Source organism: Desulfovibrio desulfuricans DSM 642, assembly GCF_000420465.1.
Taxonomy (GTDB): domain Bacteria; phylum Desulfobacterota; class Desulfovibrionia; order Desulfovibrionales; family Desulfovibrionaceae; genus Desulfovibrio; species Desulfovibrio desulfuricans.
Genome location: NZ_ATUZ01000011.1, coordinates 516922 through 536771, shown reverse-complemented (window position 1 = coordinate 536771; position 19850 = coordinate 516922). Strand labels below are relative to the sequence as shown.

The 19850-nt window shown below is 57.5% G+C and carries 10 protein-coding genes; 5 read left to right on the top strand and 5 right to left on the bottom strand.

The genetic code is table 11. The features are described 5' to 3' along the window. The first annotated feature begins 88 nt into the window (after positions 1 to 88). From G449_RS0104050 to G449_RS0104035, 4 genes are all read left to right on the top strand, one after another. Positions 89 to 1372, top strand: coding sequence for a metallophosphoesterase family protein (locus tag G449_RS0104050; protein ID WP_022658032.1), 1284 nt, complete (start codon positions 89 to 91; stop codon positions 1370 to 1372). Beyond that, positions 1372 to 5349 (top strand): AAA family ATPase, encoded by a 3978-nt coding sequence (locus G449_RS0104045; RefSeq protein WP_022658031.1) that lies wholly within the window; start codon positions 1372 to 1374, stop codon positions 5347 to 5349. The genes G449_RS0104050 and G449_RS0104045 overlap by 1 nt, the downstream gene beginning before the upstream one ends. Before the next feature lie 298 nt (positions 5350 to 5647). After that, a complete protein-coding gene (locus tag G449_RS0104040) occupies positions 5648 to 6040 on the top strand; it encodes a hypothetical protein (protein WP_022658030.1) in 393 nt (130 codons plus the stop codon). A 169-nt stretch (positions 6041 to 6209) separates the two neighbouring features. Further along, positions 6210 to 7832, top strand: a complete 1623-nt coding sequence (locus G449_RS0104035; RefSeq protein ID WP_022658029.1) for an outer membrane homotrimeric porin — start codon at positions 6210 to 6212, stop codon at positions 7830 to 7832. Positions 7833 to 7983: 151 nt separating this feature from the next. Here the strand turns inward: G449_RS0104035 and G449_RS0104025 are convergent, their stop codons facing one another. From G449_RS0104025 to G449_RS0104005, 5 genes are all read right to left on the bottom strand, one after another. Then, positions 7984 to 8286, bottom strand: coding sequence for a thiosulfate sulfurtransferase GlpE (locus G449_RS0104025; RefSeq protein ID WP_022658027.1), 303 nt, complete (start codon positions 8284 to 8286; stop codon positions 7984 to 7986). A 125-nt stretch (positions 8287 to 8411) separates the two neighbouring features. Then, the gene (chrA, locus tag G449_RS0104020) at positions 8412 to 9701 is read right to left on the bottom strand and encodes a chromate efflux transporter (RefSeq protein ID WP_022658026.1); all 1290 of its coding nucleotides are present in this window, start codon (positions 9699 to 9701) and stop codon (positions 8412 to 8414) included. 286 nt (positions 9702 to 9987) lie between these two features. Continuing rightward, positions 9988 to 11757 carry a methyl-accepting chemotaxis protein gene (locus G449_RS15895; protein ID WP_034604848.1) on the bottom strand — a complete coding sequence of 590 codons (1770 nt, stop codon included), beginning with the start codon at positions 11755 to 11757 and terminating at the stop codon, positions 9988 to 9990. 520 nt (positions 11758 to 12277) lie between these two features. Continuing rightward, entirely contained in the window at positions 12278 to 14443 is a 2166-nt protein-coding gene (locus G449_RS0104010) for a RelA/SpoT family protein (RefSeq protein WP_022658024.1), read from the bottom strand. 234 nt (positions 14444 to 14677) lie between these two features. Next, complete coding sequence (locus G449_RS0104005) at positions 14678 to 16393, bottom strand: peptide-binding protein (RefSeq protein WP_051135382.1); 1716 nt, start codon at positions 16391 to 16393, stop codon at positions 14678 to 14680. Positions 16394 to 16545: 152 nt separating this feature from the next. Between G449_RS0104005 and G449_RS0104000 the strand changes: the two genes are divergently transcribed. Further along, positions 16546 to 19809: a DEAD/DEAH box helicase gene (locus tag G449_RS0104000; protein WP_022658022.1), complete on the top strand. Its 3264-nt coding sequence runs from the start codon at positions 16546 to 16548 to the stop codon at positions 19807 to 19809. Positions 19810 to 19850 lie beyond the last annotated feature (41 nt).

Here is a 19850-nt window from a genome sequence, read left to right as displayed (position 1 = left end):
CGTAATTGGCCGTTGCGCTTGTCATTTATTTTGAAAAAGTCTAGATTTCATCAATATTTCCCTAAAAATCCATAAACGAGGCTTTTACATGGACGGCATCCGCTATATTCACGCCGCCGATCTGCATCTGGACACGCCGTTTCAGGGGCTTTCCCGCACGGCGGCGCAGGGTGGGCATCTGGCGCGCCTGCTGCAAGAGGCCACCTTCAAGGCCATGGACCGCCTCTTCCGGCTTTGCGAATCAGACAAGCCGGATTTTCTCATACTGGCTGGCGACGTGTATAATGAGGAAAACCACAGCGTCAAAGCACAGCTTAAGCTGTGCGACGGCTGCCGCCGCCTGCGTGATGCCGGAGTGCGCGTTTTTCTGGCGCACGGCAATCATGATCCCCTTTCCTCAAGGCTGGCGGCTGTGCAGTGGCCGGACAACGTCACTGTTTTCGGGCCGGATGCCGAAAGCCATACGGTTGAAAAAGACGGCAAGGTCGTGGCCGTGGTGCACGGCATCAGCCACGCCAAGATCAAGGAAGGCCGCAACCTGGCCCGCCTGTTCCGGCGCGACCAGCACCACGACTGTTTTCAGCTTGGCGTTCTGCACTGCACGGTCGAAGGCCAGAGCAAGGCCGACCGCTACGCCCCCTGCTCGCTGGACGACCTCAAAAATACAGGGCTTGACGCCTGGGCGTTGGGCCATGTGCACGAGCGGGCCACACTTTGCGCCGCCCCTTTTATCGCGTACAGCGGCAACGCTCAGGGCCTGCACGTCAACGAGCCGGGGCCACGCGGCTGCCTGCGCGTGACGGCAAGCCCCCAACCGGGCGGCGGCTATGCCTGCAACGAGGATTTTGTTCGCCTGGGCCCCGTGCAGTGGGCCAGGGTGCAGGTTGAGCTTGATGATGTGGCCCACCTCAACGAGGTGGAAAACAGAATGACCCGCGCGCTGGAAGAGGCCGCAGAATCCACTGACCCCGGCTGCGAGGCGCTGATGGCCCGTGTGGTTTTGCGCGGGCGCACCCCGTTGGATGCCGCCCTGCGCGATGCCCCCAATCAGGAAGACCTTGCCGAACGGCTGGCACACCTGCAAACAGGCACCCCCAGCGTGTGGATCAAGGACATGGTGGCGGAAACAAGCCCCGCCATAGACCGTGCCCAGTATCTGCAACGTGAAGACCTGCTTGGCGAAACCCTGCGGCTGGCCGAGCGCATGGCGCAAAGCAGCGACGCCCTGCACGATGTGGCAACCCCGGCGCTGAAGCAGGTCTATGACCATGGGCAGCTCCGCCATATTCTCTCCCAACCCGACGATGCGCGTATGCGAGCCCTTCTGGAAGAGGCCGAACGCCTGTGCACGGATCTTCTGGAGGAACGCTGATGTATATCCAGTCCTTCCACATGGACGGCTTCGGTATTTTTTCTGACGTGAGTGTTGAAAATCTTTCACCGGGGCTTTCCATCTTTCTGGGTGAAAACGAAGCGGGCAAATCCACCTGCCTAGAATTTTTGCGTACCATACTCATCGGCTATCCCGACCCGCGCAACAAGGAATACAAGCGTATTCCCGGCCCCCTGCGCGGCGGGCAGCCCGGCGGCAGCATGGAACTGCGCTCGGACGAACGCGGCATTCTGCGCCTCACCCGGCGGCCCGGCAGCAACGGCGGCGTGCTCACCCTCACCGATCCGGACGGCAAACCGCTGGAACCGGACATGCTGCGCCAGATGCTCTCCGGCGTGAGCCGCGATGTGTACCGCAACGTGTTCGGCTTCAGCCTCACTGAACTTGAAGACCTCAACAGCCTCACTGACGAAGGCGTGCGCAACGCCCTGTACGGCGCAAGTTTCGGGCCGGGGCTGCGTTCGCCCGGCGAAGCGCTCAAGCTGCTGGACAAACAGGCCGATGAAATTTTCAAGAGCGGCGGCAGCAAGCCCGCCCTCAACGCCGCCCTGCGCCAGCTTGCCGAACTGCGGCAACGCAAGATCGAACTGGAACAGGAATGCGCCGGGTACGACAGCATGGCAATGGACCTTGCCGAAAAGCGCGACGATCTGGCAAATCTGCGCCACCGCAAACTCCAGCTTGAAGAAGAACGCCGCATCCTTGAACGCCGCCTTGGCGTGTGGTTGCAGTGGAACGAATGGCGCATGGCGGGCGCGCGCCTTGAGCGCCTTGACCCCATAAGCGCCACCTTTCCCGAAAACGGCAGGGAGCGCCTTGCCCGCGCGCAGGAGGCCCGCGAGGGCTGCGAGCGGCAATGGGCCGCGCAGATGGAAAAACTCACCCGGCTGCGCCAGCGGCGTGACGAACTTGAGATCAATTATCCCCTGCTGGAGGCCCTGCCCGCCCTGCGCCGCATGGCCGAACGCAAAAGCGGCTTCCGGCAGGCATTGAGCGCCCTGCCCGCGCAGGAAGAAGCCCTGCTGCGCGCGCAGGAAGACCTCACCCGCGAACTCTCGCGCCTCGGGCCGGACTGGTCGTGCGACCGCATCCGGAGTACCGACCGCTCCCTCTTTGCCCGCGAGGATATTGAACGCCAAGGGCGGGAAATGCGCGCCGCCGCCTCGGCCCATCAGGCCGCCGTGGACAGCCTCACCCAGAGCAACCGCGAAGTGGAAAGCGCAGAACGCGAGGTGGCCTCCAACACTGCCGCCCTTGATCTGCTGCCCGCCCCCCCCGCCGCGCTGGATGACGATGCCCGCGACAACCTGCGTCAGGCCCTTGCCCGACAGGAAGAAGCCCGCCGCCAGCGCCCCCTGCGCCAACGCGCGGTGAACGAAGCAAAAACAACGTTTTCCAGAGCTTTCAATCCGCTGCGGCTGGTGGTCAACGGCGCAAGTGACGGCGCTCAGGCAGAAACCCTGCTTGATTCGCTCCTTTCGCGGCAGGAAGAAGCCCTCGCCCTCGCCGCCGATGTGCAGGAAAAAATGCACCAGGCTGACGATGCCGCGCAGGACGTGCGTCAGGCGGAGGAACAGGTTGCCGCGGTCAAGGGCCGCGTAGAAGCCCTGCGCGAAGAACAGCGCCACATAAACGGCCCCACCCGCGAGGATCTTGACGGGCAAACCCTTGCCCTGCGCAAGCTGCGCGCCCTTTCCGCCACCTTGGGCACGGAGCGTGAGCGGCTGGAAGAATTCAGCGCCCGCATCGGCAACGAGCCGCCCGTCACAAGGGTAAAAAACCTGCCGCTGCTGATTCTGGGTCTTGCTTTCTTTCTTGGCGGCGCGGGCATGCTGCTGGCCTACTGGCGCATGGGCATTACGAGCATTGAACTTTCGCCGGGCATTGAACTGCCTGTGAGCCTGTGGTCCGGCTATCTTATGCTGCTCTGCGGCGTTGGCTTTATGGCGGGCGGCGTACCGCACACCGGGGCGGAGGCAAAACGCCGCCAGATGGAACATCTGCAACTTCAGGGCAGACGCGATTCGTGCGCGGCCCATGTGGCGGAACTGGACGAACAGGCCAACCAGCTTTGCGCTGCGGCTGGGGTGCAGAGCATGGATCTGGTGACGCTTGAAGCCAGAGAAGTGCTGCTTGAGCACGAACGCGAGCAATGCTTTGAAGAAGAACGCGCCCGCAAGGACATGGACGAACTCAAACACGCCATGGACCTTGCCCGCACGGAAGTGAGCAAACGGCAGGCCGTGCGCTCCGAGGTTGAAGGCATTGTGCAGCAAACCCGCCGCCGCTGGCACGAATTCATGCTGGCCCTGCACGTGGCCAATGTGCCCTCTCCCGAGGGTGCGGCTGCCTTTTTTGCCCGGGCGGAATCAGCACGGCTCGCCTTTGGCGGCGTTGCCGCCACCGATGCGGAGCTGCAAACCCTGGATAACGATCTGCGTCAGACAGAGGCCCGCATGCGTCTGGTGCCAGCCGTGGCTGAGCGCCTGCCCGCCAACGCGGATTCAGATTCACTGGCGGAGGCAGTGCGGCAGGTGCTTGAATCCTGCCGCGAGGCCGATGCCGCCCGCGAACTGCGCATCAAGGCCGAGGCCGCGCTGCAAAATTCGCAGAGCGAGCTCAACCGCGCCCGCACCCGTCAGGCAGAAGCCAGCGCGGAACTGCGTCAGGCGCAGGAGCGGCTCAACGAAGCGCGCTCGCAATGGACGGCCTGTCTGCATGATCTTGGCCTCGGCACCGACCTTGACCCGGAAACAGTGCGGGAAGCCCTGAAATACATGGAAAACTGTCTCGCTGCCGAGGCTTCTGTGCAGCGCGCCCAGTCTCAGCTCAACCAGGGGCGCACAGAACTGGCTGCCCTGCGCGACCCGCTGCAAGCCCTGCTGGCAGAGCTTGGCCTGCCGCCGCAGCAGGATGCGGACAACCGCCCCGACTGGCTGCTCAGCCTTGATGCCGCGCTGGAAGCGGCGGAAGCCATGTCGCAGGCGCAGAGCCGCCGCCGCAACCTTGATAATGAAGTGATGGAAATGGAGGACGAGGCCCGCGCTGCGGAAGCCGCCCTTGAAAGCGCCCGGAGCGCGGAACGCTCCCTGCTTGCCATGGCGGGCGCGCACGATGCGGAAGAATTTTTGCGTCAGGCCGCACTTCACGAAGAGCTGCGCGCACTCACCCTGCGCCGTCAGGATCTGGAAGACGCCCTGCGGCTGGCTGCGGACAAAACCCCCATGAAGGACTTTCTCGATTCCTTCGAGCATGAGGATCAGGAAAGTCAGGAGCGCCGCAGCGCGAGCATCAGCGAAGAACTGACAGGCATTCAGGAGCAGGAAGAAAATCTGGTCAAGCGCGTGGCGGAACTGCGCAGCAAGGTGGACGCCCTTTCGCGCACCGACGAGCTTTCGCAGCTATTGCAGCAGGAGGCGGCCCTTGTGGAAGACATGGAGCGCATGGCCTTTGCCTGGAGCCGCGTGGCTCTTGCCCGCAGCATCCTTGAAACAGCCAAGCGCACCTTTGAACTGGAGCGCCAGCCAGAGGTCATCCGCCTTGCTTCAAGCATCTTCACCCGCATTACAGGCCAGCGCTGGCGGGGCATCAACGCCTCGCTGGAAGACGCCAGCCTTGCCATCCTGCCCGCGCAGGGCGAACCCATAGCGCCGGAAAATCTGAGCCGGGGCGCGCGCGAACAGGCCTATCTGGCCCTGCGGCTGGCCTACATAAAAAATCATGCCCTGCATGCCGCGCCCCTGCCTGTGATCATGGACGAAGTGCTGGTCAACTTTGACCCGCAAAGGGCCGAGCGCACCGCGCGCGCCTTTGTGGAGCTGACAGGCGGCAGCCAGGGCAAGGCCCACCAGCTGCTTTACTTTACCTGCCAGCCGCACATGGCGGAGCTGCTGCGCAATGCAGAACCCCAGGCCGCGCTGTTCCATGTGCAAGACGGCAGCATCAAGGCCGCATAAGCGCTGACAAATCCTCCTTCTGCACAGCGGGCGGATGTTCCTTGGGAGCATCCGCCCCTATTTATTGGCAAAACCATCAGTTCAACCCTGCGCCATCATATGCGCAGCCTAAAATCGATTGGCAATCTTTCTTTTCCAATTGAGCATGTTAGGGAAAATACAATTTTTTGTACAATTTTTAATAATAAAATCAGTATGATATAATTTGAATTTGAAAAGTAATTTCATTTTTATTGACACGCCGCTCTGCCTGTGACAGTGTACCGCCATGCACATTCAGCAAAGCGGAGATAAAAATATGGATCAGCAGCCGGTGTTTACCGATCATACGGGTTTAAGCCACCGTTTCAGCCACGACAACCTCCACATTTCCGTTTCTTCCCGCTTCGATCCTCCCCAGGCCACTGCGCTTATTGAGCTTCTTCAGTGCAATCAGGCCAACTGCAAACGCATTTTCATTGACGTGCGCCACGTAGCCAACCCACATCCTTCCGCCGTTGACGCCCTCAAGACCTCGCTCCTGCTGGGCGGTCTCAGCACAGAACGTATCGTATTCAAGGGCAAGAGCGGCTTTGACATGGCCGTTACCGGCAATCGCGTTCTCATCGAGCAAAAGAAAAAGCACGTCTGCAAGGGCAACTGCGCCAACTGCAAATGCGGCCACCACAAGAACCACCACGCGGAAAACTGATCGCCACCTCCCTTGCGGCAGATGGGGGCGTATTAGGCCAAGGACATCACCCGGCGGCTGCACGCCAAGCGCCAGCCCGTCAGGGATGTCTTCTGAAAAAATAACGCGCGCGTTGCAAGAGCCCGTGGCGTCTGCGGCCGTTGCGCAAACCCTTTACGAGGAGAAAGGAATGAGTTCACGAGAAAGGAATGGTCTGAACCGCTTTAAAAAGGTGTGCATGGTCACCCTGCTTGCAGCAGGTATGCTGATGGGCGTGGCCGGGGGGGCCAAGGCCATTGACTTCAAGGCCAAGGGCGAATGGCTGGTTGGTTTTGGCGTGGGCGAAGGCGTCCTCACCAAAAACACCAGAGATACTGACGGAGCCAAGTCCAAAACCAATACCGAAGACCAGTTTGGCGCTTCCCAGCGCATCCGCCTCCAGTTGGACGCCGTGGCCTCCGAGGCTCTGTCCGGCACGGTGTATTTTGAAATTGGCGACCAGCATTGGGGCAAATCGGGCGATGGCGCAGCTCTCGGCGCTGACGGGAACAATCAGGTCAAGGTTAAAAACGCCTACATCGACTGGCTGATTCCGCAGACTGACGCCCGCGTGCGCATGGGCCTCCAGGCCGCCGCCCTGCCCAACGTGGCTGGCGGCTCCGCTATTATGGACTGCGATGTTGCAGCCCTGACCGCCAACTACAAGTTCAACGAAAATGTGGGCCTCACCTTTATGTGGGCGCGCCCTGTCAACGACAACTTTAATGGTACGTTCGTCGACGGCAATGGCAATTCCAGCACGGAAAAAACCAACTACCTCGACAACCTTGATCTGTTCATGCTCTCCATGCCCCTGAGTTTTGACGGTGTTGAAGTCACCCCCTGGGCCATGTACGGCATGCGCGGCAAAAACTCCCTGCGCGGCCTGGATGACGAAACCTACGGTTCGCCCTGGGAAACCAGCGATGGCAAACTTGGCCTCACCATTCCCGGCACCAACCCCGGCTTCAACTACGCCAACGGCCTGAATCCCCTCAATTCCTCCAGCACCAACAAGCAATACGGCTCCGTGTTCTGGGCGGGTCTGCCGGTGGCCATCACCATGTTCGACCCTCTGAACATCGAATTCGACATCAACTACGGCTACTCTGAAGCCATGGGCCACTACGATGTGCTCAAGCGCGGCGTGGACAGCGTGCGCGCCAGCACCGAGCGTCAGGGCTGGCTGGCAAAAGCCCTTGTTGAATACAAGCTGGACTGGGGCGTTCCCGGCATCTTCGGCTGGTACGCCAGCGGTGACGACGGCAACGTGAAAAACGGCTCCGAGCGCATGCCCTCCATTGCTGGCGCGGGCAACTTCACCTCCTTTGTCGGCGACGGCAACCTTTCGTGGAGCCCGGTTGCCAATGGTTGCGACTGGAGCATGAGCTATGCCGGCACCTGGGGCATCGGCGCACAGCTGAAAGACATGAGCTTTATTGAAAACGTCTCCCACACTTTCCGTCTGGCCTACTGGGGCGGCACCAACGCCACCTCCATGGTCAAATACATGAAGGATGCCTCCTCCTGGCAGGCTGGCTACGGCGGCGACGGTCCCTATCTGACCACCAACGACGGACTGCTGGAATTCAACCTCGTCAACACATGGCAGGCCTACGAAAACCTGAGTGTGAATCTGGAACTCGGCTACGTTGCCAACATGATCGACAAGGACACATGGAAAAAGGCCAGTTACAACAACGGCGCTGGCAACGGCAGCTTTGACAAGCAGGACGCCTGGAAAGCCCAGGTTGTCTTCCAGTACAGCTTCTAAGCCTCTCAGCCTTTTGTAAGCGCCGTTCCCTTCCCGGCGCGCAGGCTTCGCCGCTTCCCTTCGCAGGGAAGCGGCGTTTCCTTTGCGGCAGCACGGCGCACCGCGATGCAAAGCCGCCTGCGCATGGACTCCCATTTTACGCGGCGTTCAGCTACTGGGCTTCATCCCAGGCTGCCAGCCCACCCTCCACATACTGCACGTCAAAACCTTTCTGCCCCAATGCCGCCTGGACAGACTTGCTTACTGATCCACCGCGCACGCAATAGATGGCTACGGGTTTGTCCTTGGGCAGCTGCGCCGCCCACACATTCACCTGCTCCGGGTCATGCCACGCAGCACCGGGGATAGTGCGCGGGTCAGCCTCATAATCAGCCCGCCTGCGCACATCGCAAACAGTCGCGGTATTGGCGGCCAGCATATCCTGGAGTTCCTGCGGCGTAATGGTTGCGTTCATACGTCCCCCCACGTGTCAGACGTTAAGGATAAAAATCCTGTGCGGGCAAGACTGCATCGCCATGACTGCTCCCCATGCCAGCAATGAAACGAGCAACGCACAGCCAAAGTATCGTAGCAAGGCTATCAGAGCATCTGCCAGATCAGCCCGGCAAGCCCGCTCAACCCTACCAGCGCGTGCATGGAGAGCTTGAAACGCACCAAGGCCACAAGCGACACCAGCGCAACGCCAACGGCAAAAGTATCAAATCCCGTTGCCGGGAAAAAGGTGTTCCACGCAAAAAATACCCCGATTTTGAGGATAACGCCCACAACAGCAGCGGATATTCCCGTCAGCGCGGCATTGAGTTTTTTGTTGGCCGTAATGGCCTCGATGTAGGGCGCACCGGCAAATATAAACATAAAACTCGGCAAAAACGTGGTAAAGGTGGTGAGCAGCCCGCCCAGAATGCCTGCCGTCATGGGCGTCAGGCCTCCGGGCTGATTCCATGCGGCGATAAAACCCACAAACTGCGTTACCATGATCAACGGGCCGGGGGTTGTTTCCGCAAGGCCAAGACCCAGCAGCATCTCCGTTTCCGTAAGCCAGCCCAAATTGACCGCGTGCTCAACAATGTAGGCAATCACGGCATACGCGCCGCCAAAGGTCACAAAGGTGGCCTTGGTAAAGAATATGGGTATCTGGGAAAGTATGTCGCCCATGCTCCGCCATGCAAAAACGGGCAGAATCACAGCCATCCAGATCACCGCGAATATCCCCACCACCTTGAAAAGATGGGATAAAGGCGGCAGGTTGGTGAAAGATTCCGGCGCGTCAGTCAGGCATTCATTTGTTCCCGGCTTTTTCTGGCAAAAAATGTCTGGACGAAATTTGCCAAGAATGACACCTGCCACACCTGCCAGCAAAACAATCACCGGAAAGGATACACCCAGAAACTGCCCCAATACAAACGAGCCGCCAGCAAAGGCATACAGTGCGAGGTGCTTGAGTGATTTTTTTGAAAGCCGGATAAGCGCTTCGATCACAATGGCCACAACGGCGGCAGCGATTCCGTGAAAAATCCCGGCCACAAAGGGAACCTGCCCCTTGGCGGCTGCCAGCCATGAAAGAAAGAGCATCAGAATAACCGAGGGGAACAAAAAGCACAGCCCGGCAATGGTTCCGCCCCAGTAGCCGTTGAGCCGCCAGCCTATGTACACGGCCAGTTGATGCGCTTCCGGCCCCGGCAAGAGCATGCAGAAATTGAGCGCCCGCAGAAAAACCTTTTCGCTGATCCAGGCCCTGCCATCCACCAGATTTTTATGCATCATGGCGATCTGCCCGGCAGGCCCGCCAAAATTGATGAAGCCGAGCTTGAACCAGTAAAGAAATGCTTCCCGCAAAGACACTTGAGGCGTTATTTCCTTTTCGCTCATGGCTTTCCTTTTATTATCATTTTGTTGCAAGTAAATTTTGCGGGCTAACCGCCATCGGGCAAATACATGTCAGTTTTTTTAATACAGTACTATTCGCACTGTTGCAGATCAATCACATGCGGACACCGTGCACAAAAATACCGGGACAGGCAGAAAAGTAATAATAGCCACCAAAGGAAACCTTGAAAAACCTTTCGTCTGATAACCAGCAGAATTTGATGCAAATACGACAAAAAGGCCGTCCAACTGGACGGCCTTTTACTGGTCTGGATTTATGGAATTGTGCCTAGCCCTGGCGTTTCATCTCGCCAATCAGATGCTGAAGCGTTTGCGACTGCTGCGCAAGATCGGCGACTGCGCTGGAAGCCTGCTCCATGGCTTGAGCGGTTTCAGCAGAGATTGTAGCCACCTGTTCCACAGAGCGGTTGATTTCTTCACTGGCGGCAGACTGCTGCTCGCTAGCGGTGGCAATTGACTGCACCTGATCGTTAACAAGCTGCACACACTCAAGAATATTTTTCAGCGATTCGCCCGACTGCACGGAGAGCTTTGTGGCGGCTTCAATAGATTCGCCTGTGAATTCCACGCTTTGAATGTTTTTCTTTGTGCCTTCCTGAATTTCCTTGATGGCTCGGCCCACTTCCTGTGTTGCGGTCATGGTTTTTTCTGCCAGTTTGCGCACTTCGTCCGCCACCACGGCAAAGCCACGGCCAGCATCACCAGCGCGCGCAGCCTCAATGGCGGCGTTAAGCGCAAGCAGGTTGGTCTGATCGGCAATGTCGGCAATAACGCCCATTACCTGCCCGATGCTCTCAGCCTGTTTGCCAAGGGCATCCATATCCTGTTTGAGGGCCAGCGACTGCGTGTGCACGGTGCTTATGCCCTTTACAGCCTCATTCACTATCTGCGAGCCTTCAATGGCCTGCTTTCTGGCATTGCTTGAGACATCCGCAGCCTGTTGCGCGTTTCTGGCAACTTCCAGCACGGTGGCGTTCATTTCTTCCATGGCGGTTGCGGTTTCGCGCACACGCGCGGACTGCTCGTCCGCGCCACGGCTCGACTGCTCAACCTGAGCGGAAAGCTCCTCGGAAGCGGAGGTTACGATTTCTACCACGCCTTCAAGCTGGTGGGCAGCCTGAAGCATGCCCTCGGCCTTGGCGCGCTCGGCCTGGCGACGTGCTTCTTCCGCATCGGCAGTGGCCTTCTGGGCGCGCTCGGATTCTTCTTTGGCCTGCTGGCTCTTTTGATCAGCCTCCGCAATTTTACCCTTGAGGGTGCCCACCATCTGCTTCATTGCGCCAAAAACGCCGATCTCAGGCCGTGCAGGATTAAACTTTGCCTCCAGATCCCCGCCTGCAATCTGCAAGGCAAGCTCTGAGAGTGAGGCCGGCTCGTCGCCAAGCTGGCGCAGCATGTTGCGCGAAAGAAAATACCCCAGGCCAAGGCCCACCAAAACTGACAGCAGCACGCCCACAATGGTTATCATCCGCGCGCGTTCGTACTCCTGCATGCTTTTGCGGCTCAGCTCCTGAGCAAACTCCAGCTTCTTTTCACCAATATCGTGCAAAAGATCAGCCAGCTTTCGCGCCAGAGCCCGCCCGGTGGTGGACGAAAGTTCCTGCGCCTTTGCATTCATGGCCGGGTCTGTTGTACTGCCCAGTTCAACAATCTTGTTATGTTCTGTACGCCATTCACTGAGCAGGCCGTTCAGTTCGGCAAGCAGCTTGCGGGCGGTCTCGGTCATAAAATAGTGCGGCAGTTCATTGCTGTATTTATCCAGCACCACATATTCTTTTTGCAGATTATTCAGGACGGTGCGATTACCTTCTTCGGTGGTGCTGATGATAAGATTTTTTTCTTCGCGAATAATCCGCAAAACTTCAACATTGGTCATTCTGAGCAAATCCAGCCCCTTCATGTGCATGGAACTCAGTTCCTCAACGTCAGTTGCCAGATTGCTCAGGCGGCTGACGCCAAACATGCCAATAATCACCGTGAACAGGCACAGGAGCAAACTCAAGCCTGCCATCTTCTGCATTGTCGTAATTCTTTGCATAGTTATATCCTACCCATGATGCTCTGAAGAGGTTACCATAGCGAATGCGCTTAGACTATATTCTATAAAACGTACAACAAAAAAATTTATTTAGGGTATTTTTCGAAACTCAATATTTTACTTATTTCGCAGCATGCCAGTGAGGTATCAAACTTGTATTATAAAAATGATAATTGAAAAATAAATTACAGCATCTTTGAATAATAACACCATGCAAATTTATTAAATAACAATAACTAATTCACAAATAAATTATTTAATATCTACAATATTTTCAAATAAACAATATTTTTGCACTCGAAAAATATTATCGCGTAATGATTTATTTTTTGTGTAAATTATCGAAATTGACATTTCTATATTAATCCTTTGTAGCCCCCCTATGGCATTTGCCACTGGGAACGCTGTTCCCATATACAACCAATTTCTTTAATAATGCCGCCTAGTGGCCACCCGCCGCCAAAAAAGCCGACTGCCTCGCGAGAAGCAGTCGGCTTTTTACAGCGCGTTTAAATGCGTATTATGTGGCGTCGGCCTCAGTATCGCGCACCACTTCAAAAATGGGCGGCAATACGCGAATGGCCTCAATAAGCTGGTAGAGCTGGGTGGCATCGCGCACTTCAACGGTAATGCGCAGCCTGGCACGTCCATCCACCTGATTGTCCATGTTCAGGCCAATAATGTTGACGCCGTTGCGCGCCATGACCTCGGCAACCTTGGCCAGAACGCCCTGTTCGTTCTTGGCGATAATGAATATGCCCGCTGCGTAGGGCTTTTCTTCCATGCCGTCCCAATGCACGGAAATAAGGCGCTCCGGTTCCATATTGGCAACATTGGGGCAGTCGGCACGGTGTACGCTGATGCCAAGACCACGGCTGATGTAGCCGATAATGGGATCGCCCGGCACCGGGTTGCAGCACTTGGCAAAACGCATGAGCACGCCGTCCACGCCGGAAATGCCCACGCCCTCGCCCTTGCGGGAGGCGGCTTCCTTGCTTTCCTTTACCGTGGGGGTGGCAGGTTCCGCAGCAGTGGCGGCCTCGGGGTGCAGCACCGCATACAGCTTGTTGAGCACCTTGCGCGGCGTGGTGTGGGCATAGCCCACAGCTGCAACCAGATCATCCACGCTGTCAAAATTCATTTCCTGGGCCACAATGGCCAGGTGGCCGTCCTTGGTGGCCTTGCCCACATTCAGGCTGACCTTGCGGCCTTCTTTTTCCAGCAGTTCGCGACCAAGAGTCACGGCATGGGTGCGTTCTTCCGTGCGCAGATAGTGCTGAATACGGCTGCGCGCCTTGGCGGTTTTAACAATCTTGAGCCAGTCGCGGTTGGGATTGCGCGCCGGGTCGGTGAGGATTTCCACCACGTCGCCGTTTTTCAGCTCCGTGCCAAGGGGCATGAGGCGGCCATTGATTTTTGCGCCGCTGCAATGCTGGCCCACCTTGGTGTGGATCACAAAGGCAAAGTCCAGCGGTGTAGCGCCTTCGGGCAGTTCCTTAACATCGCCCGCCGGGGTGTAGATGTAGACCTCGTCCTTGAACAGATCCATTTTCAGCGAATGCATGAACTCGCGGGAATCTGTTTCTTCACTCTGGCGCTCAAAAATTTCGCGCAGCCATGCAAACTGCTCTAGGTCTTTACTGTTGACGCGGCCTTTTTCCTTGTACAGCCAGTGGGCGGCAACGCCGTGTTCGGCCTGCCTGTGCATCTCCTCGGTGCGTATCTGGATTTCAATACGCTCGCCTTCAGGCCCGATGACCGTGGTGTGCAGGCTCTGGTAGCCGTTGGTCTTGGGCATGGAAATGTAATCTTTAAAGCGCCCGTGCACGGGCCTCCACTGGGAATGCACAAGCCCCAGCGTGGCGTAACAGTCCTTGATATCCTGCACCAGCACGCGAAAGGCCATGATGTCGTGCATTTCGTCCAGTGTCATGGACTGGGCCTGCATCTTTTTATAGATGCTGTGCTTGTGCTTGATGCGCCCGTAAACCTGCCCGGTGATGCCGTTTGATTCCAGCAGATCCTGAATCAGGCCCACAACCTTGCCGATGATCTGCTTTTCCACAACCTGATGATTGTCCAGCCAGTGATCGATCTGGTTGTAAATGTCGGGGCGCATGTATTTGAAGCTCAGGTCTTCCAGGTCGCGCTTCATCACGTACAAACCCAGGCGGTTGGCCAGGGGCGCGTAGATATCCATGGTTTCCTGGGCAATACGCTTCTGTTTGTGACTTTTCTGAAAGTCCAGCGTGCGCATATTGTGCAGGCGGTCGGCCAGTTTGACCATAAGAACCCGCATGTCGTGGCTCATGGCCAGGATCATCTTGCGGATATTCTCCGCCTGGGCTTCTTCCTTGTTCTCAAAGGTGATCTGGCTGATCTTGGTAACGCCGTCGACGATATCGGCCACTTCTTCGCCAAAATTTTCGTCCAGCTCTTCAATGGTGGCCTTGGTGTCTTCTACCGTGTCGTGCAGCAGGCCAGCGGCAATGGTGGGTTCGTCAAAACCCATGCCCGCCAGAATGCTGGCAACCGCCAGGGGGTGGGAAAGGTACGGCTCGCCCGAAAGGCGGGTTTGCCCCGCATGGGCAGTGGCGGCAAACACATACGCCTTCTGGATCAGCTCCAGATCCGCGTTCGGGTTGCCAGCCGAAACCTTATCGAGAATTTCCTGAATACGAATCATGCGTAACGTCCACCCACAGCGTAAAAAAATATCTTCAACCAGTTCTGGAACTATGTTCCGACTAAAGCGGCCTTGTCAACGCCGAGGGCAGCCGAATTGTAGGCCAAAGCGCGCAAACACAGCGGCCCCGGCTGGACAACCAGCCAGGGCCTGTTCAAATCCGCGTGGTCTGAATATGCGCCTGCAGGCCAGCAGGCAAGGGCAAAAAAGCTGCCCTGTGCCCGGTGCGAGCGCTTAGGGCTGCATCTGCGTATACTGCAACGCTTTGGGAATCCACCACTTTTCAAAATTATACATTATGCCCGCCAGCGCGGGTTCTATGCCCTGAAACCGCCGCTGCACCACAGGCAGGGCATAGGGCACAAACAAAAAGCAGTAGGGCTGCTCCGCATCAAATATTTCCTGAATGCGATAGTACAGTTCTGCGCGCTTTTTCTGATCGGGCGTGGATTGCGCTTCTTCAAGCAGCTTGTCCACCTCGGGATTGCGGTAGTGGGTAAAATTCAGACCGCCCTCAAAGGTCTGGGATGAATGCCATACAGAAAACAGGTCCGGATCCTGCGGTATTGTCCAGCCCAGCAGCACGGCGTCAAACCGCCCCTTGTTGACAAATTCGCGGATAAAGGCCGCCCACTCCACGGTGCGGATGCGCACGTCAATACCCACCTCGCGCAGTTGCGACTGCATGACGGTAGCCGCAAGAATGCGCTGCTCGTTGCCCTGATTGGTCAGAATGGTAAAAGCCAGCGGCTGGCCGCCGCGGTCAAGCCGGCCATCGCCGTCATGATCGGCAAAGCCCGCCTCGGCCAGCAGGGCGCGGGCGGCGGCAATGTTTCTGGGCATAGGCTTGAGGCCGGGATGGTACGGCCACGAGCCGGGCTTGAACGGCCCAAAAGCCGGAGCCCCCTGCCCCAGCAAAACGCCCTTGATGATGCCCTCGCGGTCGATTGCCATGGAAATGGCCCGCCGCACCCGAACATCCTTGAAAAACGGATGCTCCAGATTAAAGCCGAGGAAAATATACACAGAGGCAATGTAGCGGAATTTATGGAATCTGCTCTGCCATTCCGGGCCGGAGGTCTGCCGCAGGTATTGCAGGGGCGAAAGATCCATCACGTCCAGCCTGCCCGCCCGGGTTTCCATAAACATGGTAGCGTTGTCGGGAATGATCCTGTACACCACTTCGTCAATGCGCGGCTTGCCCGCAAAATAGGTGGGCGATGCCTCCAGCACTATGCGGCTCCCCGGCTCCCACGACTTGAGCCGATACGGCCCGGCCCCCATGGGCTTGCGCGCAAAAGGCGTGGAACGGATGTTTTGCCCTTCCAGAATATGTTTTGGCAAAATGGGGTTCATCCAGGTGGATACCGCCCGCGCAAAAAACTGGTCATAGCGCACTTCAAACGTATAGCGGTCAATGACCCGCAGCTCCTTGATACGCAAAAAATCCTCGGCGTAAGGGCTGCCGGTGGCAGGGTCTGCCGCCAGCTTGCAGGTAAAGGCCACGTCTTCGGCGGTCAGTTCCTGCCCGTCCTCCCACAGTATGCCCTTGCGCAGGGTAAAACGCATGCGTTTGCCGCCGTCTTCCATGCTCCACGATTCCGCGGCCCATGGCTCAGGCTGCAAATCCTTGTTGTAACGCAGTGGCGCCGTGTAGATAAGGTCTGCCACCTCATGCGAGGCGGAGTCTGATGTGAGGTAGGGAATAAGATTTGAAGCCTCGCCAATGGTGCCAAAAAATATGCTGCCGCCCGAAGCCGGGGGGCCAGCCGGGCTGACTGCCGCACCCGAGGGGGCAAGGCCGGTTTCTTCCGGCAGATCACCCGCAGAATCGGCGCAAAAAGCCGATGATGCACAAATGCACAGTAAAGCACATGAAATTGTGACCCAACGAATCCACTTTTTCCCGTAAAATCGGGGGGCCCGTTGGGCCGATATTGATTCCAACATATTGATTGCGCGCTCAAAATTTATTTTTTTCATAAAAGTCACACTTCATATTGCTTTCGCCCCCCAACCTGTGCTATTTATCGCAAACGTCATAACATCGCTCCGTTTCTGGAATTTTCCAGAAATTTCAACGGAGTATTTTTGGGGAACCCATGAGTCGATCTGAACAGAGCGTCGTTCGCGAAATGTGCCAGACTTTCCTGCACGATAGTGTGCCGGAATACATCCGCGACGCCGCCTACTATATCCTGTCCGAAGGTGAGGTGCAAAAAATAAATATCCAGGAGGGCGAAACCTGGGAAGTCCAAGGCGTCATCCAGGGCGAAGACCTGCAGGTCTTCACGCCGAGCCTGACCCTCACCATTACGGACCGCAGCACCCACCACCAGTGCAACTGCTCTGATGCGTTCTCAGGCATCTGCCGCCATGTGGCCGCTCTTGCATTGCGCCTTGTTGAAGAGCTGCGCAAGGAACAGGGCGACCCGGAAGAAACCCCACCCCCCAGCACCGACTGGAAACAGAGCTTCCGCAACTTTTTTTCTACCGACATGGAACCGGAACCAGGCCGCCACTATCTCATATTCCGCTTTGAACCGGAACAGGGCCGTCTGCTGGTTTCCTTTTTCCGTGGGCGGCAGAACAAATCCGGGCTTTCCAGCGTGCACAACGAGGTAACGCTGGATCAGATCATCCAGAACCCCGACTGGTGCGAATTTTCACCCCAGTTGCCGCATGTGGCCCGCCAGATCGGCCAGCACCTCGACTATTACGGCCACCGGGTTGAAATCCCCCAGGGCCTTACCTCATGGTTTTTCTGGTCTGTGCGCAAGGAATATTATCTGCTGTGGAAGGACACTGACAAACCCTGCCGCATTGAGAGCACGCCTTTTGCGCTCAAGCTCAAGCCCATTCTGGACGACTCGGGCTTTCGCTTTGAAGTGCTGCTCAAGCGCGAGGGGCGCCCCCCGCTGCCCATCCGCGCGGGGCGCAGCAATCCCAGTGACCGCAACCCGACCGAGAGCACCGCGCCGGAAGACGCGCCCATCACCTTTCACGGGCAAATGCCCCTCTGGGTCTGCTACCAGCACAATTTCTATCCGGTGCAGACGGGCCTCTATCCTTCGCTGGTGCGCAACCTTATTTACGAACGCCCGGTTGTGCCGCACGAAGAAATTTCCGAATTTCTCGACCGCGTGTGGACGCGACTGCCAGCCTCGGAACTCTACGAACCGCAGCAGTTCCTCAAGCTCATGGAACCGGTATTCCAGCCTGCCACCTATAATCCCAAGCTCTTCCTTGATGAAGAAGGCAGCCTGCTGACGCTGGAAATCGACAACGTCTATGAAACGCGCCACGGCGAATTTACGCTCAACGGGCCCAACCCCGACTTCCAGACCGGCAGCTACGCCTATGAAGGGCAGACCTATCTGGTGCGCCGCCATCAGGACGAGGAAGCCCAGTTGATGAACGAACTGAGCGGCATGGACTTTCAGGCCCGCTCAAGCAAACTGTGGTTCCTTGAGCCGGAAGAAGCCATTGCCTTCCTGCTCGACTCGTACCCCAAGCTGATTGAAAACTACCGCGTCTACGGCGAAAAGGCCCTCTCGCGCTACAAGGTGCGCACGGCTTCTTCCAACATCACGGCGCAGGTGGTCAGCAATGAAAAGGAAAAATGGTTCTCGCTGGACATCAACGTGGAATACGAAGGTCAGAGCCTGCCCCTGGAAAAGATCTGGAAGGCCTGGACCCGAGGCAAGCGCTATGTGCAGTTGAAAGACGGCTCCTATACCAGCCTGCCCGAAGCGTGGCTTGAAAAGCTCTCCCACAAGCTCACGGCCCTGGGACTCGACCCTTCAAAGCCCCCGCAGCAGAAATTCAAGCAGTTTGAAGCCCCTGTGCTCGACAGCCTGCTGGAAGACCTGCCCGGTGCCGCCACAGATTCCTTCTGGAACAGCCTGCGCGAAAAAATCCGCTCGTTCCGCGAGGTGCGGCCCATCGCGCCGCCCAAGGGGCTCAATGCCAACCTGCGCAGCTATCAGGTGCAAGGCCTTTCGTACCTCAACTTCCTTTCGGAATACGGGTTCGGCGGCATTCTTGCCGACGAAATGGGCCTTGGCAAAACCGTGCAGACCCTGGCCTTTATCCAGCACATGATTGACGTGCACCATGACGGGCCAAACCTTATTGTGGTGCCCACCTCGGTGCTGCCCAACTGGGAGCGCGAAGCGGAAAAGTTCGTTCCCGGCCTCAAACGGCTGACCATCTATGGCACCCGCCGCGAGGGCATGTTCAAGCATATTTCCAGCTCGGATCTCATCATCACCACCTACGCACTGCTCCGGCGCGATCTGGAGGAGATGGAAAAATACGAGTTCAACACCGTTATTCTTGACGAAGCCCAGAACATCAAGAATCCCAACACCATCACAGCCCGCGCCGTGCGCCGCATCAATGCCCGCATGCGCCTGTGCCTCTCGGGTACGCCCATCGAAAACAATCTTTTCGAGCTGTGGTCGCTGTTCGAGTTCCTCATGCCGGGCTTTCTGGGTTCGCAGCACGCCTTCCAGCGGGGCATCGTCAAGCCCATCAAGGATGGCGACGCTGAAACGCTGGACTATCTGCGCACCCGTGTGCGCCCCTTCATTCTGCGCCGTACCAAGGCCGAAGTGGCCAAGGATCTGCCGCCCAAGGTGGAAAGCGTCACCTGTTGCGCGCTGGAAGAAGCGCAGGCCGAGCTGTACGCAGCCCTGGCCCGCAAGCTGCGCGCCCAGGTGCTGGCAGACGTGGATCAGAAAGGCCTTGCCAAAAGCCAGATGTCCATTCTCGATGCCCTGCTCAAGCTGCGTCAGATATGCTGCCACCCGCGCCTGCTCAAGCTCGACATGCCCGGCTTCTCCAACAACCTGCCTTCGGGCAAGTTCGATGCCTTCAAGGACATGATCGTGGAAATTGTGGAAGGCGGCCACAAGGTGCTGGTCTTCTCACAGTTTGTGCAGATGCTGCAAATCATCAAGCAGTGGCTGGAATTTTCGCAGATTCCCTTCTGCTACCTCGATGGCGCGAGCAAAGACCGTTTCGATCAGGTAGACAAGTTCAACAATACGCCTGAAATCCCGATCTTCCTGATCTCGCTCAAGGCTGGCGGCACGGGCCTCAACCTGACCTCCGCCGACTACGTTATCCACTATGACCCGTGGTGGAACCCCGCCGTGGAAAGTCAGGCCACAGACCGTACCCACCGTATCGGTCAGACCCGTCAGGTCTTTTCCTACAAGCTCATCTGCCAGAATACGGTGGAAGAGAAGATTCTCAAATTGCAGGAAGCCAAACGCGGCGTTGCGGAAGCCATCATTCCCGGTCAGGACACCTGGAAGTCGCTTACGCGTGAAGATCTGGAAATGCTCTTTGACGTGTAGCTTCAAACTTTGCCCAAATGACATAACAGCAAGGCCCTCTG

Coding starts and splice junctions, on each gene's coding strand:
- G449_RS0104050 (WP_022658032.1), top strand. CDS start 89: ATGGACGGCATCCGCTATATTCACGCCGCCGATCTGCATCTGGACACG.
- G449_RS0104045 (WP_022658031.1), top strand. CDS start 1,372: ATGTATATCCAGTCCTTCCACATGGACGGCTTCGGTATTTTTTCTGAC.
- G449_RS0104040 (WP_022658030.1), top strand. CDS start 5,648: ATGGATCAGCAGCCGGTGTTTACCGATCATACGGGTTTAAGCCACCGT.
- G449_RS0104035 (WP_022658029.1), top strand. CDS start 6,210: ATGAGTTCACGAGAAAGGAATGGTCTGAACCGCTTTAAAAAGGTGTGC.
- G449_RS0104025 (WP_022658027.1), bottom strand. CDS start 8,286: ATGAACGCAACCATTACGCCGCAGGAACTCCAGGATATGCTGGCCGCC.
- chrA (WP_022658026.1), bottom strand. CDS start 9,701: ATGAGCGAAAAGGAAATAACGCCTCAAGTGTCTTTGCGGGAAGCATTT.
- G449_RS15895 (WP_034604848.1), bottom strand. CDS start 11,757: ATGCAAAGAATTACGACAATGCAGAAGATGGCAGGCTTGAGTTTGCTC.
- G449_RS0104010 (WP_022658024.1), bottom strand. CDS start 14,443: ATGATTCGTATTCAGGAAATTCTCGATAAGGTTTCGGCTGGCAACCCG.
- G449_RS0104005 (WP_051135382.1), bottom strand. CDS start 16,393: ATGTTGGAATCAATATCGGCCCAACGGGCCCCCCGATTTTACGGGAAA.
- G449_RS0104000 (WP_022658022.1), top strand. CDS start 16,546: ATGAGTCGATCTGAACAGAGCGTCGTTCGCGAAATGTGCCAGACTTTC.